Consider the following 26,801-nt stretch of genomic DNA (forward strand, 5'->3'; position numbering starts at 1 on the left):
TTTTTGTCATTTACTTGTATAGCATAATTATTGAACGGATGTTGCTGGAGGAGCGCTTTCTGTCGTTGGCATTGGTGTAGTCTCTGGCTTGCTCTCAGGTGCTTCAACATTCTTAGCTGCATCCTCCGCTGATGGCTGCTGTGGTTGTGCTGGCTGTTGTGCAGCTATCAATTCAGCGACGATGCGATCGGTCGGCTGTGTAATTAACGCATACATGATCGCAGCGTGTTCCTGACGAATGAGAGGTTTGCGTGAGAGGTAATCTGCAGCATTGTCCTCCAGCATTTTGACCTCAGGGCCGTAGATACCCAGCTTCACCATCATTTGCACTGCAGGCACAGCCCAAGCATCTGTGTGGCCTGCAAGTTTAACGTTCTTAAACAGTTCGCTTGGATACTGCAGCTGAAATACTCTCCATATCATAACTGCTGCTTCTTGCCGAACAATGGCTTGATCGGGTTTAAACTGTTTCTCGTCTGCACCTGTAATCATACCCATTTCATAAGCAAGCTGGATATAGCCAGCTGAGGCATGGCCAGCCCAGTCGGTGTCTGCAGGCGCTGGTGTTTTGCTAGGCTTGAGTCCACTTAATTTAAGAATATCCTCGATAAATTCCGCACGAGTTACAGTCGTTTTAGGCATGAAAGACTGGTTAGCTTCATTTTCGAAATATCCAAGCGATTGCAAGCTATGGATCGCTTGAGCATAAGGATTGTTCTTCTTAACATCCAGGAAGCCCGCCGCTTTTTTCCCTTTTTTGGCATATCCGAATGGGTTGAGATACGGCTCTCTCATGTAGGTTGTTCCATCTTCATAGGTTTTGAAGGCTGTGAACTGTCCTGTTAATTCATCCGTGAACAGATTGTCTTCCACTTGAATCAGCTTACGTTCACCCAGATACGGATCACTAATGCTTAATTGACTGGACGTTTCACCGCCAGTTTGCAGTTTGCTGATGAGTGCACTGATCCGAAGGTCGGCATAAAAACCGTTGAAACGTTGCAACTCTTCCGCAGGTTGCGGTGTGTAATCCTTTAATTGTACGGGTTTAGCGTACTGAGGAAAGAAGTTTTGAATAAAGGCCGAGTAGAGCAGGTTACGCAGAGCTCCATTCTGATTATAGGTAAGGAAGACGCCTGTGTTCTGCTCAGGAATAAAAAATAGATAAGAGCTGTAACCTGACAGGTCGCCTGCTTTGGTGATTACTTTGGAACTGCTTCCCGCCCCAGGGAGCTGAAATGGTGCTTCGAATCCGTACGTGCTATCCGGCAGCAACGGGTGAATGGAAGAGCGATACTGCTCCATACTTTTCACGGTTGCTGATTTCAAAATCTGCTGGTTATCTTTCTTGCCGTCATTCAGAAAGGCAATCATAAACTTGCCGATGTCATCCGCGGTAGACAGCATGCCGCCTTGTGGCAATGGATTGGGATCAATGAAGTACATGTCAACCGGATTGTGAGCTGCATCATAACCAGTGGCAAGCTGTTTCTGGAATTTTTCATCTAGCATAAAACTGCTGTTGTTCATGCCTAAAGGCTTAAAGATGTGCTCTTGCATGTACGTTTCAAACGGCTCGCCGCTGACATTTTCGACGATCAACCCGAGTAGCAAAAACGAGAAGTTATCGTACATGTAGGCGCTACCAGGCTTTCGCACAACAGGAGGCATGTGCTGCTCGGCGTATTCCTCCATCGTTATGTACTTGCCTTGGTCTGTGTGGATGTCTTCCGGCTGTGGATCACGGATTTCAAACCCGGTGGTATGTGTCAACAGATGTTCTACGGTTACTTCCGCATCGAATGGATTCTCGAAGTGCAAACCCTTCACATAGGTCTGAAAATCAGCCTTCAGGTCGACTTTACCTTGCTCAACAAGCTGCATGACCGCAGCGGCTGTGAAGGTTTTGGAGACAGAGGCGACACGAAAAGCGGTGTTTTTCGGATCGACAGGTGTTTTTTTGTCCAGATCGGCATGGCCGTATCCTTTTTCTGCAATTACCTGACCATCCTTTACAACGACGACAGACGCGCCAACGTAATGTGGTTTGGTTTCAGATGAAGCAAAGAACTTATCCAGAAAAGCATTAGCCGATTCGGCATTCAGTGTTACAGGCTGTTTCGAACCGTCAGTGTCAGGGGCTGTTGCCCCGGTCTGAGCCTGCACCTGGGGAGCCCAGAGGCTGAGAGAAAGAACAAGTGCCATGCATGCGCTGGTCAGGGCGCTCCATCTGGACCGGGTATTTCGATTGAATAAATGCACGTCATCACTCCTTTAGTCATTTTTACCAAAGTAGGTAGTTCACTGTGTATTACTGCTTCTGAGCACGATAAGTTTCACGAAAATAAACGCCGATGTTGATGATCCAGATGACTGACAGCAGTATGATCGGGAAAGCGGCAAAGGAAAATAAGATCGAATATACGACTAAAGCGGCCATACCGACGCCAAGCAGGAGATTCATCATCTGAAACGAGCGATAGGCTGCGCGATACACGATCCATTTCTCGCCCTCATCCAGCTTTTCGAAGTGATTTTTCTGCATGTTGCGGGAGTTCAAGTCCAGTGCGCGATCAGGGAAGTAGCGATTGTAACGTTTGATCGTCACGCTCTGCAGGACAACGACGATGATTACAGCGATGCAGGCGGCGACCAAATTTCCAAGCGTAAACAGATTGCTAGACTTGGGCAAGTCTCTACTCGATGCGTATAACGACAAGGCAAGGGCGACCCATGCAAATGAAGTAATCACACTGAACGTGCTAAGCATCATGGCGCTTCCCAGCGAACGTTCAGCAGGGGACATCAAGGAGGGAGGGTCACTTATATCATCCGCTTCATCTTCTTCAGGACGGGCAGAAGGAGTACGAGCCAGACTAATGCTGTTCCAAATGGTCATAACAAGCACCGCCAGAGCGATCAGGGCAAACAGCAGGTCGTAATCGTAATAAACGGACAGGGTCCAGTTCAGATCAGAGGGAAGCTTGGTGATTGCGGCTGAGGAAATAAATCCGACAACAGCACCGCCAGCGGCATAGAGCGGAAGACGCATTCTTCTTTTTTTGGATGAGGTATTAGCGGTTGGATTCATCTATATTTCCACCTTTCAATTCAAATATTTTTTCAACAGATTCGCCGAACACATGAGCTATTTTTAATGCCAGAACGACCGAGGGAGAATAATCTCCGCGTTCAATCAGAGCAATGGTTTGCCTTGATGCTCCGATGAGCTTCGCCAGCTCTGCCTGAGACAATCGGTCTCTGGCTCGTAACTCCCGAACGTGATTGTGTAATTCTTCCATGTACTCACCTCCATGAATACAATGTATATGATAATCGACTAAATGTAAAGTATAATATACAAAATGAATATGATTGTTTACTGTTAAAGATGATGAAAGAACTCGAATAAACGTAAAAAAGAGCCCCGAAAGGCTCTCAAATGTTTATTTGCGTCTATGGATAGATATTGCTTAAGAGGCATCTGCAAAGGAAGTGTTTGGATTGCGTTTGGCCTCTGCTCGAAGTGACATTCGAAAAAAGAAAAGGGCTCCCAAACCTGCTGTCAGGTATAAACCGGCCATCACATATGAAGGGAAGAGAGCTCCTATTGCCAGGCCAAGACTTCCCAGCAGAGCGGCAACATTATAGCTGAGTCCATCAGCTGCCAGGTATGCCGCGCGGTTTGAATCGGGAATGATGCCGGCTAGAAGAACCTGACGCACAGGTGAATACATAAGCTCCCCAATGGTGAACAGTACAGCAGAAGTTATAAGCAACCATGCCCAGTTACTGAAAGCCAGAACGACAAAACCAGAGGTATAGAGGAGCATTCCGGCTGTTATGATCGTTTTGGAACTGATGCGTCTGATGTACTTGCCGAATGGAATGGCAATTAAGGCAACCATTACTGTGTTGATGATCATGACTATGCTGAACATGTGAAGGCCCGATATATGAAAGCCGAGAAATTCTGAAGCAAATTCATTTTTTAACCTTACGGCAATATATTTATCCAACTGAAATTCAAGGGCAACTGCAAGAACGGTTGCTGTAAAAAAGACCATAAAACGTTTATCGCGAAGTATTTTTTTGTACGTGTTTAACATGTTGTTTTGTAAAGCTGACTTCAATTGTCCAGAGGGTTCAGATGGTGGAGATACAAATGGGTCATTTGCTGAATTAATTGAAACGTAATGTTTATTTACCATTGTTTCATGAATTAGAAATAGTAGAATTAGCAAGGTTACGATACTTTCCGCACATACCAGACTAAACAGCAGAAAACGAAATGATTCAAATAAAAGGCCTCCCAGCAATGCACCGAAAGTTATGGCTACATTGGTTGTCCAGTACTGCAAACCATAGATGTAATGACGTTCCTGCTCACTGCTTACATCAACAATCATGGCACTTGCAATCGGAGCGGTTATCCCTGAACTGATGCTGCTAAGTAGAAACATAAGACATGTAAGTGTGACAGAATTCATCCAGGGTGAATTGGCAGCTGCGAGCCAGAATAGAGAAAATACCTGCAGACTTTGGGCGATGACCATCAGTTTTTTACGTCCCATTCGATCAGACAAGTATCCAACACCAAGTCCCGCCAGCATGGAAGCAGCAATATTAACGGTCAGTAGGAGACCTGCCCATCCAACGCCAATCTGTATACTCAGATAAATCCCCATAAACGGAAGAACAGTCTTTTGTGTCAGATCAGTAAAAAAATCAGTAACAATTCGAATTTTAATATTCGAGTGCAAATCAGTAAATTTCATAGCAAGTATGTCTTCCTTCCTGTGGTCATGTTGATGTTATCGAGTATAATAAAATAAAACCGGAAGAAAAACTGTATACATAGTCGTTCATGTTTCGTATTTTAGGGAACAAAGAAAATGGACCATTCGGAGGGACATACATCGCATGGATATATCGGAGCATTATATACAATTGCGCTTGAAGCTTAAGCATGTACATGATGATCAAGAGCTTTACATCACTATAGGTGAACTTGCGGATTATCTGTGCTGTACGATGCGTAACATGAATCTGATTATGAACAAGTTTCAGGAGCATGGTTGGGCAAGATGGAGCCCGCAGCGCGGAAGAGGAAAAAAGTCAATTCTGGTCTTTTGCAAGCCAGTGGCAGAAGTTGCTGCAGAACGTTTTGATCAGCTTTTGCATGCAAACAGGATGGAAGAAGCCTATGAAATGTCCTCCTCCCTGCCACCTCAGTTAAGAGAGAGGCTGTTGCATAATCTGCAACTTCAATTTGGTCTACGTTCCATTGAAGGGGTTGCAGGTAGAACGGATACATTACGAATTCCGCAGAGTACTCCTTTCCAGACCTTTGACCCAACGCAGACGGCGATGTGGGGGGAAGGTTTTATTATCACTGAGGTTTTTGACCGTCTGGTTCATTACAATGCAGAGCGGCAGCAATGTGAGCCAAGTCTGGCTATAGCGTGGGAGAGTGATCAGGAGGGCAGAGAGTGGACGTTTTATCTGAACAAAGGCGTTCAGTTTCATCATGGTCGTGTGATGGAAGCAGCAGATGTTAAATTTACGTTTGATCGTATCGTTACTGATCCTGATAATCCTTGCAAAACCATGTTTGGTTCAATTCAACATGTTGAATTGATAGACAACCTGACCGTACGCTTTGTGCTACATAAGCCTAACTTCATGTTGCCTGATCTGCTGAGCAGTTTGTGTGCTTCGATTGTACCTTGGGATGTACAAATGGAATCCCTTCGTCCGATTGGAACAGGACCTTATCGAATTATGCATCATGACGCGACCTTGTTGGTAATGGAGGTATTCCCGACTTATTTCCGAGGCCGAGCATATATTGATCGGGTTGAATTCTGGCAGCTTCCTCAAGCAGACTTGACTGAATCTTTAGTTAAGAAGCGTCTATTTTCAGACGGTGAACTTCGTTCTGTGGAGCATGAGATTCAGGGCGGTGTATTTATGACGTTTAATATGCAAAAGGAAGGCCCTCATCATGATCTTTATTTCCGTCAAGCTGTCCGATTGTTACTCGATTCGGATCAGTTGGTTGAATCAATGGACAATCCTTACATGGAGAAGGCCGATCGTTTGATTCGTATTCGAGCACGGGAGCAACAAAATGTAATTCCTTCTGAAGAGGCTGTGACAGGTCAGACGGGATCGGACAAGTCGGGACTTGTACAGGCAGCAACGTTGCTTGAGCGCAGTGCTTACCAGGGACAACCGTTGCGAGTCTGGGTTGAAGAAGGGAAGCAGATGGAGGCAGATATGGCTTGGTTTGCCAAGCGTTGTGAATCAGTGGGTTTAAACATAGCTGTTGTGACTGGCGATCCTGTTCATATGGTCTATCATGACGAACTTCAGCCTTATGAGATGATCTATACGGGGGAAGTATTTGATGAGCATGTGATGCGGAGTCTGATAACGATGTATACATTCGGAAATACGTTATTTCTGCTTGCAATGAATGATTATTGGAGAGGCGAGCTTGCCCAAGCATGTGAAAATATCGTTATGTTTCAGGAACCTGTGCTACGTATGGAAAGATTAATTCAACTGGAGGGGCGGCTGATTGAAGAGGCGCTTATACTGCCGGTATATGCTTTCAAAGAAGTGCACGCCCATGATGTCTCGCTACGGAATTACAAAATTTCAGGCTATGGTTTGCCGGATTTGCGGCAACTTTGGATTAAAAGAAAAACAGATGCGCCGAATACGGAGACAAGTTATCCGGTGTATATCCCGCTATGGTAGACAAGAAATCCGTTTCAACAACGTTTCATGCCATGCTTGTCAAACTAGTCCGCATATATCGAACAAGTCCCTCATAACATGTACTAATCAAGTAGGGGTTCTGCTGTACGCACAATCCTGAAGTGAAAACATGTGCTAAAGGGGATGATGTCATGCGCCGAATATCATGGATGCTTGCCATGGTATTGGTCTTATCGGCCTTACTTGCCGCCTGCGGGAAGAAGGATGCGGCAGCTGTGGTCAAAGATCTGAACGAAGTCGTTGGAGAGATGGAAAGTTACCAGGGAGCAGGCGTTATGACGCTGCATACCGGAGAAACACCGCAGCAGTACAAGGTCGAGGTATGGCATCAGAAGCCTTCGTATTACCGTATTGCATTAACCAATGCCAAGAAGGATGTTACGCAAATTGTACTTCGTAACGATGAAGGTGTGTTTGTACTGACACCGAGCCAGAATAAAAGCTTCCGTTTCCAAAGTGATTGGCCGGATAACCAGGGTCAGGTTTACTTGTATGAGACGTTAATTCGAAGCATTACAGGGGATACGACCCGTCAGTTTGCAGACGAAAAGGAAAGCTACGTATTTGATGTTGCTGCCAACTACAATACACATGCTCTCGTAAGACAAAAAATCTGGCTGAATAAGAGTGATTACGCACCAAAACAAGTAGAAGTATCGGACTCCAACGCCAATGTGGTGGTGGACGTGAAGTTTGACAGCTTCAAATTCGGAGCGGAATTTGGAAAAGATGCCTTTGATATGCAACGCAACATGACGGCTGCAACAGAAGAAGGGAATAAGACAGAAACAGATGCAGGTGCTGCTCCAGCCGAGAAAACCGATGACGCCGCCGGACAACAGCCTGCTAATCCTCAGGCTACGCCAGGCTCCGAGGGAACTGGGGGAGCTGTTGATGGGCAGACAGGCGTAAGTGAGGGTACGGATCAACAAGGAACACAAGGAGCAGAAGGTTCAGAAGGGGCAACAAGTGGGCAGGGTACTGAAGAACCTACTGTGGCTGAACCGCAAGAAGCAGAGAGCTTTGGTGTCATTCAACCGACATATGCGCCGGAAGGTGTCAAGCTGAAGGATGATCAGATTCTGGAAGAAGCCGGGGATTATTCCGTTCTGCTTCGGTATGAGGGAACCTATAATTACACCATATTTGAAGCAAGACCTCAGGATCGTGCTGTATCGCTTGCCCCTTCCCGTCTGGTTGATCTTGGATTTACAGCGGGTATGATTAGCGGAGATGCTTTGCAGACGCTGACCTGGACTTCTGATGGCGTGGAATACCGAATTACAAGCGCGGATCTGCCTGAGAATGAGATGGTACGTATAGCGACCTCCATGCAGGAAGAGTCAGGTAAATAAAACGAGAACGCATAGCCGTGCTATCCCAAGGAATGCTATAGAGCATCGGAGAATTCAATTCTCCGGTGCTTTATCTATTTTTACAGTACCCAAGAACATGCCTAGTTCAGTCTAAAAATACAAAATACGCTTCTACGCGCAGTGAACCGGGTAATAAGCTGATGTAAGCAAGTTATATACAGCTGTATATTGAGACCCAAGCGGACTGTAATAACTGTGCTTATCGGCTGTCTTCTGCACTTGATTGTGGTTCTCTGCAGGCTCCTACAGCATATGATGTGAGAAGTGAAATTTCTGCATATTTGACAGTGACATGCTGGAGCATTACGATGGAGTCTGACGTGAGCCGGATTAAGAAGATTAGAGAAGGTGACTTAACGTGCAAGGACAATATAGGCCAACCCAGGCGGAGATTAATCTGGACCATCTGAGAGGCAACGTAACCGCCTTTCGTAAGGCGTTACCTCAGGGTACGAGATTTCTCGCTTGTGTAAAGGCCAACGCTTACGGGCATGGTGCAGTAGAGACAGCCAGAGAATTGGAACGAGTAGGCGTGGATTATTTAAGTGTAGCGTTCCTTGACGAAGCTATTGAACTGCGTCTGCACGGCATCACAAGCCCGATTCTGGTATTGGGGTATACGCCGCCTGAAGGAGTCGCTGTAGCGTGGCAACATGATGTGACGATTACATTGTTTAGCAGAGAAGTGCTTGAGGCTATCAAACAGGTGAATCCAGGCACATTCGCAAATCAGCTGAAAGTTCACATCAAGATCGACAGTGGCATGGGCAGATTGGGTCTGCTACCTGGCAATGAGGCCATTGACTTTATACAAGAGGTTTCCTCACTTGATCAGGTAATGCTGGAAGGTATGTTTACTCACTATGCCAAAGCAGATGAAGAAGACAAGACCTATACACTGGAACAGTATCGACGGTTTCAGAGCGTTACAGAGACGCTTCGGAATCAGGGATGTGTCATCCCGATTATACATACGGCGAACAGTGCCGCTACTATTGATACACCTGAATTATCCTATGATATGGTACGTGTGGGCATAAGTCTGTATGGACTGTATCCTTCGGTAGAGGTGAATCACCAGGTAGTGAAACTGCTCCCGGTAATGACACTGAAGACAAAAGCGGTTCTGGTCAAAACACTGCCGTCCCATTGGGGAGTCAGTTATGGAACCCGTTATTTTACACATGAAAATGAACGAATAGCGACCTTGCCTATCGGCTATGCAGACGGATTCTCAAGAATGCTGACAGGCAAAGCACAAGTGCTTGTACGTGGCCGCCGCGTTCCTGTCGTTGGTACGATCTGCATGGATCAGTGTATGGTGTCGCTACAATCTTTCGCAGAAGAAGCGGAAGCAATTCAAGCCGGCGAAGAGGTTGTTCTCATCGGTCACCAGTCTGGTGGTGTAATTACCGCTAGTGAAGTGGCAGACCAGCTTGGTACGATTCACTATGAAGTGATCTGCATGATGGCACATCGTATTCCTCGGGTCTATACCCGGGGAGGAGAGGTAGTCGCCAGAATCAATCCCCTTTTGACAACGTAATTCGCAAATTGGACACGATTACCAGCAAAGTTTTTTTCAGAACAGAAGGAATACTGTCGCAGTATCTCGAAATATGTACGTTGTCAGGAATTAAATCCTGAAATGCGATGTTTAGTCTGTACGAATAATGATTCCCGTGTTTATAATGGAGTACAGCATACTTGATATACGCGGGGCATATATATTCCTTTGTATAAAAGTTCTGGAAAAGCGTAATACTGGTTCACAATGGCGAAAGGTTTGTGGGGGTGGAAGAAAGGTGGCCAACTTGCAGAACACCAAGCGGATTATGATCAGTTTGCCTGATTATCTTTTGCAGGAAGTGGATGGCATCGTAGCGCTGGAGAATTCCAACCGCAGCGAATTGATTAGGCAAGCAATGAAGCTGTACTTGACTGAACGGAAGAAACGTTACATCCGTGAATCAATGCAGCGAGGGTACATGGAGATGGCGAAAATTAACCTGACCATGGCATCCGAAGCCTTTCACGCGGAGGAAGATGCGGACAGCACTCTGGACCGCTTAGTTAGCGGGGTGTAGACAGTGATCGTAAAACGTGGTGACGTTTTTTTTGCGGATCTTTCTCCCGTTGTCGGTTCTGAGCAAGGTGGCGTCAGGCCGGTTCTGGTCATCCAGAACGATATCGGCAACCGGTTCAGTCCAACCTGTATCGTGGCGGCGATTACCGCCCAGATTCAGAAGGCAAAGCTGCCAACACATGTCGAGATTGATGCAGCGGCGCATGGCTTTGACCGGGACTCGGTGATTTTGCTCGAACAGATTCGGACGATCGATAAGCAGAGGCTGACCGACAAGATTACGCATTTGGACGAGGAGACCATGAAATTGGTCAACGAAGCCTTGCAGATCAGCTTGGGTTTAATCGATTTTTAGGGTGAAGCGTAGCACTTGATGTGCTTGCTCGCCTGTCTGTTGACAACGGATGTTCCTGTGAGGGAACACACAATTTCAGATTGTAATCTTAAGAGCGTACGATACCTTTATGGGTGTTGTGCGCTCTTTTGATTAAGACTTGGTGAAAGCGTAGAACATTGATGATCTTTTCGTTATAATGGAACCTGAGAAACCGTTTACCCGAAAGACCTATATAGATAGATGGAGGAGACATATGAGCATTTACATCAATCAGGAGAAACTTCAGTTTCATTTACAGACCCGCGAGGCGAGCTACGTATTTCAGGTATTGCCTTCGGGGTATTTGGTGCATTTGTATTATGGTAAAAAACTGCGTGATACCGACCTGAGCTGGCTTCATGTTCGGACGGAAAGAGCATCCTTTAGTCCAAATCCGGTGCCGGAGGATCGTACGATTTCGTTTGACACCCTGCCAGTGGAACTTCCGGTCTATGGAACGAGCGATTTCCGCAACCCGGCCATCCAGCTGGAACTGGAGAATGGTTCAACGGTATCCGAGTTTACGTATACAGGCCATCGTTTGGTCAAGGGAAAAGAGGCGTTAACGGGACTTCCGGCAACGTATGTAGAATCCGAAGATGAAGCGGATACGCTTATTATTGAAATGCAAGATCAGGTGTCGGGTGTGAAAATTGAGTTAACGTATACCGCGTTTACTGCCTTTAATGCCATTACACGATCGATGCGTATCGTGAATGAGAGCGCTAACGTGGTAAATGTACTGCGAGCACTCAGCTCTTCTGTAGACCTGCCACATGCAGATTATGAATTGCTGCAACTCTCGGGTGCTTGGACTCGTGAACGTGACATCGTTCGTCGTCCACTCGCTTCCGGATTGCAAGGAATCGAGAGCCGCCGTGGCTCCAGCAGTCACCAGCAAAACCCGTTCATTGCCCTGATGACACCGGGAACGGATGAAGATCAAGGTGAAGTGTATGGATTCAGTTTAGTATATAGCGGTAGCTTTACTGCACAGGCAGAAGTGGATCAGTTCTATACCACTCGTGTATCTGTTGGTATTAATCCGTTTGAGTTCAGCTGGAAGCTTGAACCGCAGGAGTCGTTCCAGACACCTGAGACTGTTATGGTCTACTCGGCTACGGGTCTGGATGGCATGTCTCAATCCTACCACGAGTTGTACCGCGAACGTCTGGCGCGTGGACAATTCCGCAATGCTGAGCGTCCTGTGCTGGTTAACAACTGGGAGGCAACATATTTCGGATTTAATGCCGATAAGATTGAGCAGATCGCACGTGCAGGGCAGAAGCTCGGCATTGAGTTGTTCGTGCTGGATGACGGTTGGTTCGGTCACCGGGACAGCGATAATTCATCCTTGGGCGACTGGATTGTGGACAAAAACAAGTTGCCTCAAGGACTGGATGACTTGGCTAACCGTGTCACAGGTCTCGATATGCAGTTCGGGCTGTGGTTCGAGCCAGAGATGATCTCCCCGGATAGTGAGCTGTATCGTAAGCATCCGGACTGGTGTCTGCATGTGCCTGATCGCCGCCGTACCGAAGGAAGACAACAGCTTGTGCTCGACTTCTCCCGTCAGGATGTGCGTGACGAGATCGTTCGGATGTTGTCCGATGTTCTGGGCTCTGCACCGATCACTTATGTGAAGTGGGACATGAACCGTAACATGACAGAGGTTGGCTCTGCATTACTCCCGGCGGACAGACAGCGCGAAACGGCGCACCGTTATATGCTCGGACTGTACGAAGTAATGGAGCGTATCGTTACTTCCTTCCCGCATATTTTGTTCGAAAGCTGCTCTGGCGGAGGCGGACGTTTTGACCCGGGCATGCTGTATTACATGCCTCAAGCATGGACCAGTGATAACACCGATGCGATCTCCCGTTTGCGGATTCAATACGGTACAAGCCTTGTATATCCTGTAAGTTCCATGGGTTCACATATTTCGGCTGTGCCAAACCATCAGGTGAACCGGATCACTTCTCTGGAGATTCGCGGTCATGTTGCGATGTCGGGCAACTTTGGATATGAGCTGGATCTGACGAAGTTTACAGACGAAGAGAATGCGATTGTAAAAGCACAGGTCGACCTTTACAAGGAAATTCGCAGTACGGTACAATACGGTACTTTCCGTCGTCTACTCAGTCCGTTTGAAGGCAATGAAACGGCATGGATGTTCATTGCACCAGATGGCGGTGAAGTGATTGTATTCTACTTCCGTGTACTTTCTGAACCGAATGCACCGCTTCAACGTCTGAAGCTGAAAGGGCTTGATCCAAATGCGGATTACCGCCTGAAAGGCGGCTCAGAGACGTTTACAGGCGATGCCTTGATGTATGGCGGTATTGCTGTAGGTAGTGAGTCGGGAGACTACCTGAGCGAAATGTTCCGGTTTGAGCGGGTGTAAATAAGTTGAACTAGAGATTTTACACAGTCCACTCCGATGACAGAATAACCTTCCATTCGCTGTTATCCCCAGATTTTTTTGATCCCCTTTTCTGAAGGGAAAATCCGGTGATAAAGGCGAACGCTTCGCTATTCCAGGTTTTTTCTGTCCTCTCCGTTAACGTGTAAAAGAAAATTTCAACTTATTTAGATGAATTGGTTATTCTGAAGAAGACCTGAGGATGTCATGATGACGTTCTCGGTCTTTTTTTTCGTTCAACGGGGAAGGATGTTAGGAGTGCAATAACGCAAATGACAGACGTGCCATAGGAATGATAGAAATTTCAACGTGATTTTGTGATAATATAGAGAAGAGTGTTATTTAGAGCTTGAAAAGCTTGAGATCAACTTCGGATGATCGACCATACTGTTATTATGCAGCACAGCTGCCCTGAAATGAGTATTATGAACGATTCAGGAAGGAAAGAGGGATTTATTTGTCTGAACAGGAAACGGTTCTGGAACCCAATGAAGAAACATTAAAGGCGGAACGCCAAGAACGAATCATCAAACAGGTAGCCAAGGAACTGTCACTGTCCTTGAAGCAGATTCGCACCACATCGGAGCTTCTGGACGAAGGCAATACGATTCCATTTATCGCCCGCTACCGTAAAGAAATGACTGGAGAACTGGATGAGAACCAGCTGCGGCAGATTGAAGAACGCTTGGTGTATTTGCGCAATCTGGAAGACCGTAAACTGGAAGTTATCCGTATTATAGAGGAACAGGGCAAGCTGACCAAAGAGCTGGAGAAATCCATTAAGCAAGCTGTCAAGTTGCAGGAAGTAGAGGATCTGTACCGTCCTTACCGTCAGAAACGTAAAACGCGTGCCAGTGTAGCCAAGGAAAAAGGTCTGGAGCCGCTCGCCGTATGGATCTGGGAACAGCCGAAACAAGGAGATGCACTTCAGGAGGCTGCGCGTTATATTAATGCAGAACTCGGGGTGGAGGATGCAGAGTCGGCCCTTCAAGGGGCTAAGGATATTCTCGCTGAAAATATTGCCGATGATGCGGCTATTCGTGCCTGGATTCGCAGATATACACTGGATCACGGCATGCTGACTTCAGAAGCCAAGGATACGGAGCAAGAGTCAGTATACGAGAACTATTATAGTTACCGCGAATTAGCCAAAAAGATGCCGCCGCACCGCATTCTTGCGATTAACCGCGGGGAACGGGAGGGTATTCTCAAGGTTGGACTAGACGTGCAAGCCGAACCAGCTCATCGCCATATGGAAAGCCAGATTATTCGTGGTGCTTCTGCGGTGCAAGATATTTTGCGTGCCGTCGTCGAAGACGCGTACAAACGTCTGATTGCACCGTCCATTGAACGTGAAGTGCGTGCCGAGTTGACGGAAAAAGGGGAAAATCAGGCGATTTCGGTGTTCTCCGCGAATCTTCGTAACCTGCTGTTACAGCCACCAATTCATGGCAAACGTGTACTGGGTGTCGATCCGGCATACCGGACAGGCTGTAAATTGGCAGTTGTCGATGATACAGGGAAATTGCTCGAAGTAGCTGTAACTTACCCGACACCTCCGCATAACAAGAAGCGTGAAGCGGCTGAAGTGTTCCATCGGATGATTAAACAGTACGATATTGGATTGATCGTTATTGGTAACGGGACAGGGTCGCGTGAGACAGAGCAGTTTGTAGCCGAGATCATTCAGGAGAATGGCGATGACAGTCTGGTTTACCTGATTGTGAACGAGGCTGGTGCAAGTGTGTACTCTGCATCCAAGCTTGCCCAAGAGGAATTCCCGGATCTGGATGTTGCCGAGCGTAGCGCGGCTTCTATTGCTCGCCGGGTACAAGACCCGCTGGCTGAACTCGTTAAAATTGATCCAAAAGCGATTGGCGTCGGCCAATACCAGCATGATGTATCCCAGAAGGTTCTGGAAGAGAGCTTGAAGGCTGTTGTAGAATCCGCAGTTAACCATGTTGGCGTGGATGTTAATACGGCTTCACCTTCCTTGTTGTCTTATGTTGCTGGTGTTAATGCAACGATTGCCAAAAACATTGTCAAATATCGTGAAGAGAACGGCCGTTTCACAAGTCGTCGCCAGTTGCAGAAAGTGCCCCGTTTGGGCGCAAAAACATATGAACAATGCGTAGGCTTCATGCGTATCTCTGAAGGAGAGAATCCACTGGATCGTACGCCAATTCACCCTGAATCGTATAAGGTGGTTGATCAGCTCTTCAAAGAGCTTCAGGTCGAGCTGGACAAACTCGGAAGCAAAGAACTGTCTGTACTTCTGTCCGAACAGCAGACAGAACAGTTGGCTGTTAAACTGAATGTCGGCGTGCCTACACTACGCGACATTCTGGACAGTTTACAGCGCCCGGGTCGTGACCCTCGTGAAGAGATGCCGCTGCCGATTTTCCGCACCGATGTACTCAAGATTGAAGATCTGGTGGAAGGTATGGAACTGCAAGGTACCGTTCGAAATGTCATTGATTTTGGTGCCTTCGTTGACATCGGCATCAAAAGTGATGGGCTTGTCCATATCTCTCAATTGAGTAACGGGTACGTTAAACATCCGATGGATGTTGTTTCCGTTGGTGATAATGTGACCGTCTGGGTGATGAATGTAGATACGAAAAAAGGTCGTGTTGGCCTGACGATGAAAAAACCTGCATCTGCAAATTCGTGATTAATTATCGCGTTTTGGCATCATGATGTGATGTCAAACTAAACGTCTGTAAACGTATAATGGGACAGCCTTCCGCATTGGGAAGGCTGTTTGCTGTTAAGTATTATCCTTTTTGGTGCAATGGTATGGATAGGTATGGTGTTTGGTGTACAAGGCTTAGATTTCGTTCTCGATGTTGCGCTGTGAACTGCTGGCAGGTTTGTTGCGATAGAAATACCAGCATTCGTTCAGTAACTTGATTTGACGACTGTCCTTTTTGTGGAACGCCCGCATGAGTTGGTTGCAGAGCCATTGAGGCAAAGGAATCTCCTCCTTTTGCATAATTCATCTGTACGTTAGCATATGTGGCAATAGCCTGGACTGTGCGGGATAACTCCATGTCAATTAAAAATGATCATAATCTGTTGAACCAGAACGAAAAAAAGCACATTCCCCTGTGCGGGAAGTGCGCCTTTTGCATTGTATTGAGTTTTGCGAATCAAAAGAGAAGGATTACAATATTGCGGTAAAGTAATGGTTGAGGAATGCTCATACATCTGGTTTTAAACAGAAATAATTTCCCTATGAAATGAATCAGAACGATTCCATCTCTTCTTCATACCATTGTTCCAATTGGGCTTGTAGTGCCCGGATCTCGGTAAGCAGGGAAATCAAAGGATAATTGCTTTCACGCAGGGCAGCAAAACGCTCTTCAAGGGCATTGATATAATCAAGCCCGCCGATGATGGACAAGTTTTCGTTTAACAGATCGAGATGATCACATTCGGCAATAGCCCAGGGTAGAACGGGTACATCTGTTGCCGTGAGTTTGTCGATTTCCTTGTGCAGACGCAGATTAAGTGCACTGAGTTGATAAGCATAATCCGCGGGCATTTCAACAAACTGTAATTGTTGCTCCTGCTGCAGGATGACATAGCGCATTGTAGGCATAACGAGTATTAATCTCCCCTCATACATTCTACTTGACAGTGTAGCCTACGAAACGGTTAAAATTCAAGTATTGTACGGGAAAAACAGTGTGCTCGGGCGGGTGGAGAGAGAGGAGAATGATGGAAAATAAGGAATTACAACAATGGATTGAACAGATTTCTCTGGAACATTTCGGAGTTCCGTTTACTCATGAAGCGATATTTAACCGTCGTCTGACGACAACAGGTGGGCGCTATATGCTCAAAAGTCATCGGATCGAGATAAATCCACATCAGCTCGAAGTTTATGGAAAAGACGAGGTTGAGAAAATTATCAAGCACGAACTGTGCCACTATCATCTGCATATTCGAGGGCGGGGATACCAGCATAGAGACCCGGAATTCAAGGCACTTTTGCAAAAAGTAGGTGGTTCAAGGTTCTGTCAGTCTCTCCCCGGAGACAAGGGCAGAAAACCGCTACCGTATCGGTACAAGCTGGTATGCAAGAGTTGCGGGATGGAGTATTTGCGTAAACGGAAAATAGATCCAAAGCGTTATCGCTGCGGTCGATGTTCAGGCAAACTGACAATTCAAACCATCTGACGAACACTAGGAATAATTTGTTGTAAAAAGGGAGTCAAAAGGCAGGTTGACTTGAATTATTAATCATGATAAATTAATGTTATTCAAGTTAATTTTCCCTGATAGCTCAGTTGGTAGAGCACTCGACTGTTAATCGAGTTGTCACAGGTTCGAGTCCTGTTCGGGGAGCCATTTCTTGGAGAGATACCCAAGTGGCTATAAGGGGACCCTCTGCTAAGGGGTTAGACTGCGTAAGCGGTGCGAGGGTTCGAATCCCTCTCTCTCCGTTCTGATTATACTTCTATGCCAGGGATGAGAACCCTAAAGGTTCGTCGGAGCATAAGCTTCGGTAGCGATACATCGCAGTCTCGAGCGAAGTGAGAGTATCCCTCTCTCTCCGTTCTGAATATACACTTTTAATCCTCTTTACATGAATGAGAAAATTATTCATGTAAAGAGGATTTTTTGGTTTTTAGCATCTGAGCCGTTTACAGAGAAATATCCAAAAGCTCGTACAAACCTGATTTTCCAGCCTCGGTTACTTCTACAGAGCGACTTCCTGTTTTTTGACGAATCCAATTCAGTTCAAGTAATCGCTGAACGAGCTGTTCACCAAGCAAGCCGGACAGGTGATGACGGCGTTCGCTCCAGTCCAGGCATTTACGAGCGATGGCCCGGCGTGATCCTGGCTTCAATTGCAGCTTAATTCCAAATGAGCTAAACCACTGTGATCCTTCCTCCGTAATTAGATAATCCTTACCTTGCGTTTCTTCAGGTTCAACCAGATAACCTCTCTTGAGCAATGCTTCGCAGAGTAAAACCCCGAGTTTTCCAGCCAGATGACTGTAGCAGGTGCGAGCATAACTTAATTGTTGCAATTGATTGGATTGCTTCAATGAGCGAACCTGTACCGCTGGGGCAATGCTGGCCATTTTCTCAATCAGATCCGCAATTTCCTCGTTCGCAAGACGATAATACCGATGACGACCTTGCTGTTCTACTTCCAATAGTCCTCCCGTTACAAGTTTAGCAAGGTGATTACTTGCGGTCTGTGGACTGACTGCGGCCATATAGGCCAGCTCGCCGGCAGGTAACGCCCTTCCATCCAGCAGAGCGGAGAGGAATATAGAACGGCTTGTATCAGCAATAAGTGAGGCAATAACAGTGATATTCGGATATGCATTCATACTTCGATGATAGTTGAAATAATGCTGTATTACAATTGGTTTCAATTCATGAATTGAACAGGAGAGGTATAAGGTGAGCAACGATATGCAGCAGTATAGCACAAAACAAACTACCCAGTCGGCTCGGATGAATCAGCACGAGACTATTAATCCCAGTATTCTATACTATGGCACCCCTGTGATCATCCTTAGTACTTTAAACGAAGATGGGTCTACGAATCTTTCCCCATTATCGTCTTCTTGGGCGCTGGGGGATTGTCTGGTGCTGGGGATAGGTACACAGGGCAAGGCTTATGAGAATCTCTGTCATTATCCTGAATGTGTTATTAATCTGCCGGATGACTCAATGTGGGGAAAAGTTGAAGCGCTGGGGCGGTTGACGGGAAGCTCTCCCGTGCCAGAAGTTAAAAAACAAATGGGATATACGTTTTGCCAAGATAAATTTAGGGCAGTAGGTCTGACGTCTCAAAGCTCAGTTCAAGTAGCGCCAGATAAAATAGCTGAATGTCCGCTTCAGATTGAAGCGGCTGTACAACATATACGTATCCCGGAGCATACGCCGAATATGGCGGTTGTAGAAGTGAAAGCGGTGAAGGTGCATGCACATTCTCATTTGATTTCAGATTTCAATAAGATTGATCCAAAGCAATGGCATCCGTTGATTTATAATTTCAGGCATTATTACGGACTTGGGGAGAGACAAGGGGAGAATTTTCGGGCATAGAAATAAATGGCTGATGAGATTGAGTAAGAGGGCAAATAAGAGGTCGAGCGAGAGGTTAAGTGAGAGCTGCACTCCTTGGCATGTTACGGAACCCAAAAAACAAGCACAGGCTGGCTCGGTTAAGGAGACTGCTGTGCTTGTTTTCATTTCACTAATGTTACTAACCTTTGAATGGTACTTTATCAGCCTTCCGAGACAATGGTTTCCTCAGGCGCAATCGGTTTGCCTTCTAACAGGCTATGAATCGCATGAGCGACGCCATGCTCCACATTGGTTAGTGTGATTGTTTTAGCCATGGCGCGAATTTCGGGTTCAGCATTGCCCATTGCGATACCTAGCCCAGCCATTTGTAACATGGAAACATCATTAAAGTTATCCCCGATCGCAACTGTGTCTTCCATCGAAATGTTCAAGTGCTCCGCCAGTTTGGAGAGGGCATTGCCTTTGGATACATCCGGGTGTTGCATTTCAAAGTTATGCTCAAAGGAGACTACCATTGCCACATCGGTTCTGGAGGAGAAATATTCACGTCCGCGTTGCACCTTCGCTGGATTCATCGAGAAGGCCATGATGTTATAGATGCAAGCTTCTGCCGGAATTTCAAGATGGTTGTTCACGCGGTGATAGTCTTTTTTGTCGTAGTGTTTTTTGATCGAACGGATCATGCGCTCGATATCTTCACCGGGTTTTGATCCCAGGACACGTTCCAATTCGGCGAGCATCGTCTCATGAGTACTGATTGCAGCGTATATGCCCATCTGAGTTGAAGCTTCATAATAAATGTGCTCATCTTCCAGCCATTGCATGACAGAAGCGGCCGTTTCACGTTCCAGAGGGAGGTGGAATAAGCGTTCTCCATTCTCATCATGAATGGTAGCGCCGTTGGAACCGATAATCGGTGTTTTGATTCCGCCTTGGCGGCTAATCGCCACAACATCTGAATATACGCGTCCGGTCGCAATGGTTACTTTCATGCCAGACTGTTGCGCTTTCTGGATGGCATCGGCATTCTCGCGGCTAATCTGGCTGTCTCTATTCAACAAAGTTCCATCTAAATCGGTAGCAAATAACTTCATATCTTTACAACTCCTTATCTTGTGTGGGTTCAGGGATTAGAATCTCAACCTTTTGTTCGTTTAAAAAATCCAGCCATTCCTGATCCGGCCATTGATCTGTAATTAATACGTCTACCAGCGACCAGTCTGCAAAACGATAACCATAACGTTTGCCCATTTTGGAGTGGTCGGCGAGGATAATTACTTTTTTGGCCGATTTCATCATCTGATGTTTGATCTTGCCTTCCTCTTCAGAAGCACTGAATCCATCCATAGTGAGACCGCCAATGCCTATAAAGGCTTTATCCACATAGTAGTGGGAGAGTGTCTCAATAACCGGTGTACCGTAGACATAACGCTGTTCCTTATCCAATCGGCCTCCTAACAGTCGAATCTGGACTGCTGTGTGCTTGGATAACGAATCAGCAGAGTGAATGGAATTTGTAATTACAGTGCAGGATTTCCCGTTCAGATTCTCCGCGCAGGACTGCACCGTTGTGGAGGAATCCAGGATAATGGTTTCTCCTGAACGAACGAGAGCAGCGGCCAGTTTGCCAATGGCTCTTTTTTCCTCAGATACATACTTCAACCGATCCTGATACGACTTGAACTCTTGTGGGGGAGAAGGGAGGATTGCGCCACCACGTGTACGAATAATGGCTTCCTGCTCTTCGAGTTTAATCAGATCCCGGCGTGCCGTATCTCGTGAGACATCGAATAAAGATACAATCTCTTCAGCCGAGATACGATGATGCTTGCGCAGGTGCTCAATAATGAGTTGCATGCGTTCTTCTTGAAACAAACGTAAAGCCTCCTTATATTCATGGATGACCGTGCGTTGTACTATAGTTTAATTATAAGTAATTATAATGTGATCTGCAATATTGTAAGTGAAAATAAGTTTTCATAAGTTTTTTAATCATTAATTTACATAATTAAAGTACGGTCATGACAAGAATGTGATTTTAGATATAACGAGATAAGGTAAATAAGAAGCGAGATTAGGAGATAAGAAGTCGGCCAATGGGTTGAGAAAATGACCTTTGGATGCGAGCAAAAATTTGGATTTTAAAAGAATATAAAAAAAGTATTGCACTGTTCTGTTTCTCTGTGATATACTCATTCTTGTCGCCAAGAAGACAAATTGTTCATAAGGCCCGTTGGTCAAGGGGTTAAGACACCTCCCTTTCACGGAGGTAACAGGGGTTCGAATCCCCTACGGGTCATAGTATTACCTCATTCTTCACCGTTAAGAGATTCTTCCTTAATAAGGGGGTTTCTTTGAAAGTCACTGCTCTGTAACATCCGATATGAAGCATGGCATAACATCAGGTGAAGGTACATTGAGAGCCATTAGCTCAGTTGGTAGAGCACCTGACTTTTAATCAGGGTGTCGAAGGTTCGAGCCCTTCATGGCTCACCATTTAACAATTTAATATGCGGTCGTGGTGGAATGGCAGACACGCTATCTTGAGGGGGTAGTGGGTGTATACCCGTGGAGGTTCGAGTCCTCTCGACCGCATTATATTTGAACAGAAAAAACCTTGATATTAAGGTTTTTTCTGTTTTTATTATGGCTTTAGCCAGTTGAGTGCGTGAAACGCGCGAAACAAAAACCAGCTAATGTTTGTCAAGCATTTCTGGTTGGATGAGTTCTCTTTTCATGTTATACTTTTTTTCGACCAACACGAATAACCTCCGCGGCTATGGAGGTTTTGGTTAAATATGGATTACTCCTGATAGGGTTGCCCTTTCTGCAAGATGGAGAAAATGTGATGCAACAGCTTGTTTGCGCAGGCGATCACGACGACCTTGTAGGGCTTGCCCTCTTTTCTTTTTTTCTCGTAATATGAACCCATTTTTACATTTTTATTCTTCCTTAATCCACATTGCACAGCCAGATACAGAGAGCGTCTAAGCCTTTTGGAGCCTCGTTTCGTTATTTGTGTACTTGTCGCCGTCAACTTCCTTGAACTGAAAATCCCGGGTCAAGGCCTGCAAACGCCACAAGTTGCTTCGCATCGTTAAATTGCCTGATATCCCCTATTTCAGCTATGATCGCTGCTGCCAGTTTCGTTCCAATTCCCGGTATGGTCTTCACCAATTCAAGCTCTGGCAAACTTGCCGCCATTTCTTCGACTTGCTGTTCGAGCTCATTCAGTTGCTCAATCATCGTCAGTAATAACCTGACCATTCCTAGCAGTGCTTTGCTCTGAGACGAGCTATGTCAACTTTCTTTCCATTCACTCAGCATGACCTCCAGTTTTTTGTTTTTCTCAATCGCCCACTGTTTGAGCATGCCCAGCTCAAGTATAAATACGGAAATTGAAAATTTTGGGCTGAAGGATACTATATAAGCACATTTGGTCTAAATGAAGCAACAGTAAGAAAGTATATTCGTGAGCAAGAAGCACATGATCAAGCGGTGGATAAGCTAAGTGTAAAAGAATACGAAGATCCATTCAGCAGTAATCGAAGACACTGAGCCTGAACAGCCCTGCTGTCAGGCTAGCGTCTATAGGGCAGTTTGGTAACTAGTAACCATTGCACTTCGGATTTAAGTTGTTCATCGGGATGTGAATTAGGAATTAGAGCGAAAGAATAAGTACTTAAAGCGTATCAATCTTCACATTTGAAAACTCTTAGAATGGCTAAAGAGACGAAAGGATATTGGATATGTCTATTTGGATCAAGACTTCGCTATACAAACCCCGATTTCTATTACAATTATTATCGAGAGCATTAGGATTTGAGAACCCTCCGTCTGTATATCGCTGATACAAATTCTGACAAGTTATATGAAAAGGGAAGTCTACAAGGTAAAGTTAATTACCTGCGAGAAAAAAAGTTTATAAATCACATTTATGTTATTTATATCCACTTATATATTTATAATAGTTTTTAGACATTATTAATTAAAAATGTTTGTCAGGTTTTTTTTTGCGGACAAATCAAGCGAAAAAATAGCTGAGCAGAAAAATTATAAAAAACAATTCATGGAATTTTTAGGATTTAGGAGATGTTAGACTTTATATTAAAATTGTAATATAATAGGATTTTTTTGAAAATTTATGTTCAATATACAGGGATAATATGTTATTGTTGTAACTACAAGTATAGTAACGAAAACATTGGAGGTCGTTTTTTACATAATATATTACTAATGTTATTGTTAGTGAACAAAGTTAAATTAATGAAATTGATTCGAACTGAAGAAGGACAGAATTTTATGAATGTAATTTCTTGAATTTCAATTAGATCTGTTATCAGCTGAATTATTCTCTAATATTAGTTGGTATGGTCGTTTTTGCTGTTTCAGATAAAAATGTAAGGATAAATGCTTAGAAAAATTATTAAAATTGATATGAAAATTGCTAAATATTCCTACAAAAATTCAAGTATAAGAAAATTACTGATATAAAGTTAATAACACCACAATATTGGAATTTTTAATTTATGAGAAAAGTGAAACTTTTCTTTTCTTTAATTTGAATTTTTTAGTTACTTACTTTTTTCGCTAATTACGTCTTTTCAATATGCGCTTACAGTGATCTTTCTATGAGCTGTATAACAAAATTAACATGTTTACATTAATGATAGTTTGATGATAAACCGAGCTTTCTTGTTGTCTAGGAAATTGAAAAATGGTTTGTCAATTGATTTGTTGAAGAAGCTGTGAATTTCGTATTTTTTATCGAATTCAGATGAATAAATCATAAGGCGGTGCCCGATGAAATTGTTTTGTTTACCTTGCGCTGGGGGATCATCACATTCCTTATATGCCAATTGGGTACATGAATTTAAATCGTTCCATGTTATTCCGGTAGAGCTTCCTGGAAGGGGATCGCGATTCAATGAAACTCTCCTTCTAACCATCGAAGAGATGGCAAAAGAAGTAGAGAAAAAAATTCAAGATAATTTAAAACCAGGGGAACACTTCGCAATATTCGGCCATAGCATGGGAGGTCTTTTAGCCTATGAATTAGGTTTGAGATTTAAGGATAGTTTATATATACTCTCGCATATTTTTCTCTCCGCGTACAAACCACCTCACTTTGTGAGAGAGGAGAATTGTCATGAATTCTCAGATGAAAGATTAGTTGAATATATTATTAAATTAGGGGGTACTCCTGACCACTTCTTTGACAACGAAGAAGTTCGGAAGTTGTTTTTGCCTATTTTTAGAGCGGATTTTACTGCGGTCGAAACCTATGTAAGCTCGGCGGAACCTAAGAGGCTATCTATGGATGTAACGATATTGGCAGGTAAGGATGATAAAATTTCACTAGAAGAATTGAAGTGTTGGGAAATTTATTCAAATAATCCTATAAAAATTCATATATTTGAAGGCGGGCATTTTTATCTGAATGATCAAAGAGAATGCCTGTATAACATCCTGTGTCAATCCTTAAAGTATAATCACGAGAATTTTAGGTAGAGGAGTTAATCAGAAATGGAGAAACCTCAAAATTTAATTGATTTAATACAAACTTATAATGAAGACGAGCGAGGAAAAGAAAAAGGCATAACGTTTATACAGTCCAAAGATCGCGAAACTAAAACTACATACGGTGAATTATATAGAAGTAGCTTATCTTATTTGTATTGTCTACAATCACGGGGCTTACGTAGTGGAGACCGAGTGATTCTTCAAATTGAAAATAATGAATCTTTTCTTAAATTGTTTTGGGCTTGCATCTTAGGCGGGATTATTCCAGTCCCCCTATCAGTTGGATTTAATGAAGAAAACTATACTAAATTGAAAAATATTTGGACAGTTCTGAATGGTGCTTACTTACTAACTGATAAATTCGTTTTTGATAAATATTTACACTTTTATGAGAGTCATACAGAATTTCAGCCATACCAAGATTGGCATTTAAAAACTTTTCTATTTGAAGACTTCAAATTGGAACTTCATAACAAAGGCGTAATTGCTAAAATAGTGCCTGAAGATACAGCTTTTATTCAATTTTCATCAGGCTCAACGGGTGAGCCAAAGGGTGTGATTCTAAGCCATCAAAATATTATGTGTAATTTGTCGGCAATGGAATGTCTAGCTTTCACTTCTTCGGATTCATTCATTAGCTGGATGCCTTTGACCCATGATATGGGTATTATCTTAAATCACCTCTGTCCTTTATTTAACAGCATTGATCAGTTTTTGATTCCGACTTCATTATTCATAAGACGACCGACGTTATGGCTAGATAAAACAAGTAAACATCAAATCAGTTTTTTGTCTAGCCCGAATTTTGGTATGAAATATGTTCTTGATATGTTTCATTCCAACAAGAGTAGAGACTGGGATCTTTCTTCTATAAGAATACTAGCTACTGGTGCAGAACCTATAGACTATCAATTAGGTGTTAGGTTCGCAGAAGAAATGAGTAGATTTGGATTTGATGCTAATGCGTTGCTCGCTTGTTATGGCCTTGCCGAGGGTACTGTAGGTGTAAGTACTCAAAGACCTGGAGAAGGATTAAGGCTCGTTTCTTTAGATCGGCGATTTTTAGAAATAGGAGATAGAGTAAAGATCGTTAATCAAGAAGTTCCAAACGCTATAGATTTTGTCGAATGTGGTGTTCCGATAAAAGACTGTCACGTTCGTATTTGTGATGAGCACAATAAGGTACTATCAGAACTTCATATTGGATATATTCAAATTCGTGGTGGGAATGTCACAAAGGGCTATTATAACAATGAATCAGACACGCAGGATCTATTTACCGAGGATGGCTGGTTGCTTACTGGAGATTTAGGATACTTAGATGACAAAAAAATGATTGTTACTGGTAGGGCAAAAGAAATAATTATTATTAATGGTCAAAATTATTATCCGCGTGACATTGAGCGAGTAGCTGAAGAAGTAGAGGGGATCGATCTCGGGAAGATTGTAGCATGTTCTGTGCAGAGCCGGGAGGGTGCAGGAGAAAGTTTGGCTCTTTTTGTCTTATTTAAAGAGTCCCTAGAATTGTTTGTGCCTCTGATGGATAGTTTGAAAGCGAATATAATCCAAAAAATAGGTGTTGATCCCTCTTATATAATTCCGATAAGAAAGATTCCTAAAACAACAAGTGGGAAAATTCAACGATACCGGTTAGCAAAGCGATTTAATGAAAATCAATTTGATAAAACTGTGCAGGAATTGAAAGACTTTGATCGGTTGCCAAAAGTGAAGCTTGATTATGATCAAATTGCCGAAAAAGTCAGATTTCTTTGGACAAGCATTCTGGGTGTTGAGATTCCTTCGACTGAAAAACTTTCTTTCTTTGAGCTAGGTGGAAATTCCATTCAATATATGTCACTTTTTCATCGTGTTCAGGAATGTTTTATGATTCAGCTTTCACTATCCGAGTTTCTTGAATCAACTGAGTTATCGGAGCAAGCTACATTAATAGAGTCCAAAATTGGGTTTGCAGAACAGCTTACTCCTATTCCCGTATTAAAACACTCGGAGAGTGTCAACTTGCTCACTTCAGCACAAATGAGAATCTTTGTTCTTCATGAAACACTACAGAGATCGGAAGCTTATAATTTGCCACTATCTCTTAGTATAGAAGGAACACCTGACCGAAGACGTGTTGAGGACGCCTTGCAACACCTGGTTGCCCGCCATGAG

The 26,801-nt window shown here is 44.2% G+C and carries 20 protein-coding genes, 5 tRNA genes and 2 pseudogenes; 17 read left to right on the top strand and 10 right to left on the bottom strand.

The annotated features are described in order from the left end of the window. Positions 1-27 precede the first annotated feature (27 nt). The 4 genes from H7T88_RS07585 to H7T88_RS07600 form a co-directional block, all read right to left on the bottom strand. Positions 28-2,205, bottom strand: a complete 2,178-nt coding sequence (locus H7T88_RS07585) for a serine hydrolase domain-containing protein (protein ID WP_260510769.1) — start codon at positions 2,203-2,205, stop codon at positions 28-30. Between the two features lie 106 nt (positions 2,206-2,311). Next, positions 2,312-3,091 (bottom strand): DUF3169 family protein, encoded by a 780-nt coding sequence (locus H7T88_RS07590; RefSeq protein WP_221787879.1) that lies wholly within the window; start codon positions 3,089-3,091, stop codon positions 2,312-2,314. Beyond that, complete coding sequence (locus tag H7T88_RS07595) at positions 3,075-3,302, bottom strand: helix-turn-helix transcriptional regulator (RefSeq protein WP_090918145.1); 228 nt, start codon at positions 3,300-3,302, stop codon at positions 3,075-3,077. The genes H7T88_RS07590 and H7T88_RS07595 overlap by 17 nt, the downstream gene beginning before the upstream one ends. A 171-nt stretch (positions 3,303-3,473) precedes the next feature. Further along, entirely contained in the window at positions 3,474-4,778 is a 1,305-nt protein-coding gene (locus tag H7T88_RS07600) for an MFS transporter (protein WP_221787882.1), read from the bottom strand. Positions 4,779-4,923: 145 nt separating this feature from the next. On the opposite strand from H7T88_RS07600, the gene H7T88_RS07605 reads away from it, so the two are divergent. From H7T88_RS07605 to H7T88_RS07635, 7 genes are all read left to right on the top strand, one after another. Beyond that, a complete protein-coding gene (locus tag H7T88_RS07605; protein ID WP_221787884.1) occupies positions 4,924-6,768 on the top strand; it encodes an ABC transporter substrate-binding protein in 1,845 nt (614 codons plus the stop codon). Positions 6,769-6,920: 152 nt separating this feature from the next. Next, a complete protein-coding gene (locus H7T88_RS07610) occupies positions 6,921-8,144 on the top strand; it encodes a DUF4367 domain-containing protein (RefSeq protein ID WP_221787890.1) in 1,224 nt (407 codons plus the stop codon). A 379-nt stretch (positions 8,145-8,523) separates the two neighbouring features. Further along, positions 8,524-9,711 (top strand): alanine racemase, encoded by a 1,188-nt coding sequence (alr, locus tag H7T88_RS07615; RefSeq protein WP_221787892.1) that lies wholly within the window; start codon positions 8,524-8,526, stop codon positions 9,709-9,711. Positions 9,712-9,970: 259 nt separating this feature from the next. After that, positions 9,971-10,252 (top strand): CopG family ribbon-helix-helix protein, encoded by a 282-nt coding sequence (locus H7T88_RS07620; RefSeq protein WP_024630715.1) that lies wholly within the window; start codon positions 9,971-9,973, stop codon positions 10,250-10,252. Positions 10,253-10,255: 3 nt separating this feature from the next. After that, positions 10,256-10,606, top strand: coding sequence for a type II toxin-antitoxin system PemK/MazF family toxin (locus tag H7T88_RS07625; protein ID WP_024630714.1), 351 nt, complete (start codon positions 10,256-10,258; stop codon positions 10,604-10,606). Positions 10,607-10,841: 235 nt separating this feature from the next. Further along, complete coding sequence (locus H7T88_RS07630; protein WP_154890875.1) at positions 10,842-13,031, top strand: alpha-galactosidase; 2,190 nt, start codon at positions 10,842-10,844, stop codon at positions 13,029-13,031. A 475-nt stretch (positions 13,032-13,506) separates the two neighbouring features. Beyond that, positions 13,507-15,723 (top strand): Tex family protein, encoded by a 2,217-nt coding sequence (locus H7T88_RS07635; RefSeq protein ID WP_154890876.1) that lies wholly within the window; start codon positions 13,507-13,509, stop codon positions 15,721-15,723. 156 nt (positions 15,724-15,879) lie between these two features. Here H7T88_RS07635 and cmpA read toward each other — a convergent pair whose 3' ends face one another. Further along, positions 15,880-16,023: a cortex morphogenetic protein CmpA gene (gene cmpA / locus H7T88_RS07640; protein ID WP_221787894.1), complete on the bottom strand. Its 144-nt coding sequence runs from the start codon at positions 16,021-16,023 to the stop codon at positions 15,880-15,882. Between the two features lie 273 nt (positions 16,024-16,296). After that, positions 16,297-16,653: a hydrolase/acyltransferase gene (locus H7T88_RS07645; protein ID WP_090918133.1), complete on the bottom strand. Its 357-nt coding sequence runs from the start codon at positions 16,651-16,653 to the stop codon at positions 16,297-16,299. A 119-nt stretch (positions 16,654-16,772) separates the two neighbouring features. Between H7T88_RS07645 and H7T88_RS07650 the strand changes: the two genes are divergently transcribed. The 3 genes from H7T88_RS07650 (at position 16,773) to H7T88_RS07660 (ending at position 17,500) form a co-directional block, all read left to right on the top strand. Beyond that, the gene (locus H7T88_RS07650; protein WP_221787934.1) at positions 16,773-17,234 is read left to right on the top strand and encodes a SprT family protein; all 462 of its coding nucleotides are present in this window, start codon (positions 16,773-16,775) and stop codon (positions 17,232-17,234) included. Between the two features lie 95 nt (positions 17,235-17,329). Continuing rightward, positions 17,330-17,405 (top strand) — tRNA-Asn (locus tag H7T88_RS07655). 6 nt (positions 17,406-17,411) lie between these two features. Further along, positions 17,412-17,500 (top strand) — tRNA-Ser (locus H7T88_RS07660). Positions 17,501-17,701: 201 nt separating this feature from the next. Here the strand turns inward: H7T88_RS07660 and H7T88_RS07665 are convergent. After that, positions 17,702-18,400, bottom strand: coding sequence for an ArsR/SmtB family transcription factor (locus tag H7T88_RS07665; RefSeq protein ID WP_221787896.1), 699 nt, complete (start codon positions 18,398-18,400; stop codon positions 17,702-17,704). Between the two features lie 127 nt (positions 18,401-18,527). On the opposite strand from H7T88_RS07665, the gene H7T88_RS07670 reads away from it, so the two are divergent. Beyond that, positions 18,528-19,124 (top strand): flavin reductase family protein, encoded by a 597-nt coding sequence (locus H7T88_RS07670; protein ID WP_221787936.1) that lies wholly within the window; start codon positions 18,528-18,530, stop codon positions 19,122-19,124. A gap of 182 nt (positions 19,125-19,306) precedes the next feature. On the opposite strand, the gene H7T88_RS07675 is transcribed toward H7T88_RS07670, so the two are convergent. Both H7T88_RS07675 and H7T88_RS07680 read right to left on the bottom strand, forming a co-directional pair. Next, the gene (locus H7T88_RS07675; RefSeq protein WP_221787898.1) at positions 19,307-20,200 is read right to left on the bottom strand and encodes a Cof-type HAD-IIB family hydrolase; all 894 of its coding nucleotides are present in this window, start codon (positions 20,198-20,200) and stop codon (positions 19,307-19,309) included. A 4-nt stretch (positions 20,201-20,204) separates the two neighbouring features. Then, positions 20,205-20,981, bottom strand: coding sequence for a DeoR/GlpR family DNA-binding transcription regulator (locus tag H7T88_RS07680; protein ID WP_090918125.1), 777 nt, complete (start codon positions 20,979-20,981; stop codon positions 20,205-20,207). A gap of 352 nt (positions 20,982-21,333) precedes the next feature. Here H7T88_RS07680 and H7T88_RS07685 point away from each other — a divergent pair. The 3 genes from H7T88_RS07685 to H7T88_RS07695 all read left to right on the top strand — a co-directional run bounded on the left by H7T88_RS07685 (position 21,334) and on the right by H7T88_RS07695 (position 21,701). Beyond that, positions 21,334-21,405 (top strand) — tRNA-Glu (locus H7T88_RS07685). Between the two features lie 121 nt (positions 21,406-21,526). Then, positions 21,527-21,602, top strand: a tRNA-Lys gene (locus H7T88_RS07690). 16 nt (positions 21,603-21,618) lie between these two features. Next, positions 21,619-21,701, top strand: a tRNA-Leu gene (locus H7T88_RS07695). A 208-nt stretch (positions 21,702-21,909) separates the two neighbouring features. Here H7T88_RS07695 and H7T88_RS29170 read toward each other — a convergent pair. Then, positions 21,910-22,385 (bottom strand): annotated as a pseudogene (locus tag H7T88_RS29170) (transposase); the annotation flags it as partial. Positions 22,386-22,472: 87 nt separating this feature from the next. On the opposite strand from H7T88_RS29170, the pseudogene H7T88_RS07705 reads away from it, so the two are divergent. The 3 genes and pseudogenes from H7T88_RS07705 to H7T88_RS07715 all read left to right on the top strand — a co-directional run. Then, positions 22,473-22,664: pseudogene (locus H7T88_RS07705) on the top strand (transposase); the annotation flags it as partial. 1,245 nt (positions 22,665-23,909) lie between these two features. After that, positions 23,910-24,617 (top strand): thioesterase II family protein, encoded by a 708-nt coding sequence (locus tag H7T88_RS07710; protein WP_221787904.1) that lies wholly within the window; start codon positions 23,910-23,912, stop codon positions 24,615-24,617. 15 nt (positions 24,618-24,632) lie between these two features. Further along, positions 24,633-26,801, top strand: a 2,169-nt coding sequence (locus H7T88_RS07715; RefSeq protein WP_221787906.1) for a non-ribosomal peptide synthetase, incomplete at its 3' end; no start/stop codon positions are given.

Source organism: Paenibacillus cucumis (ex Kampfer et al. 2016) (genome assembly GCF_019748695.1).
GTDB lineage: Bacteria > Bacillota > Bacilli > Paenibacillales > Paenibacillaceae > Paenibacillus > Paenibacillus polysaccharolyticus.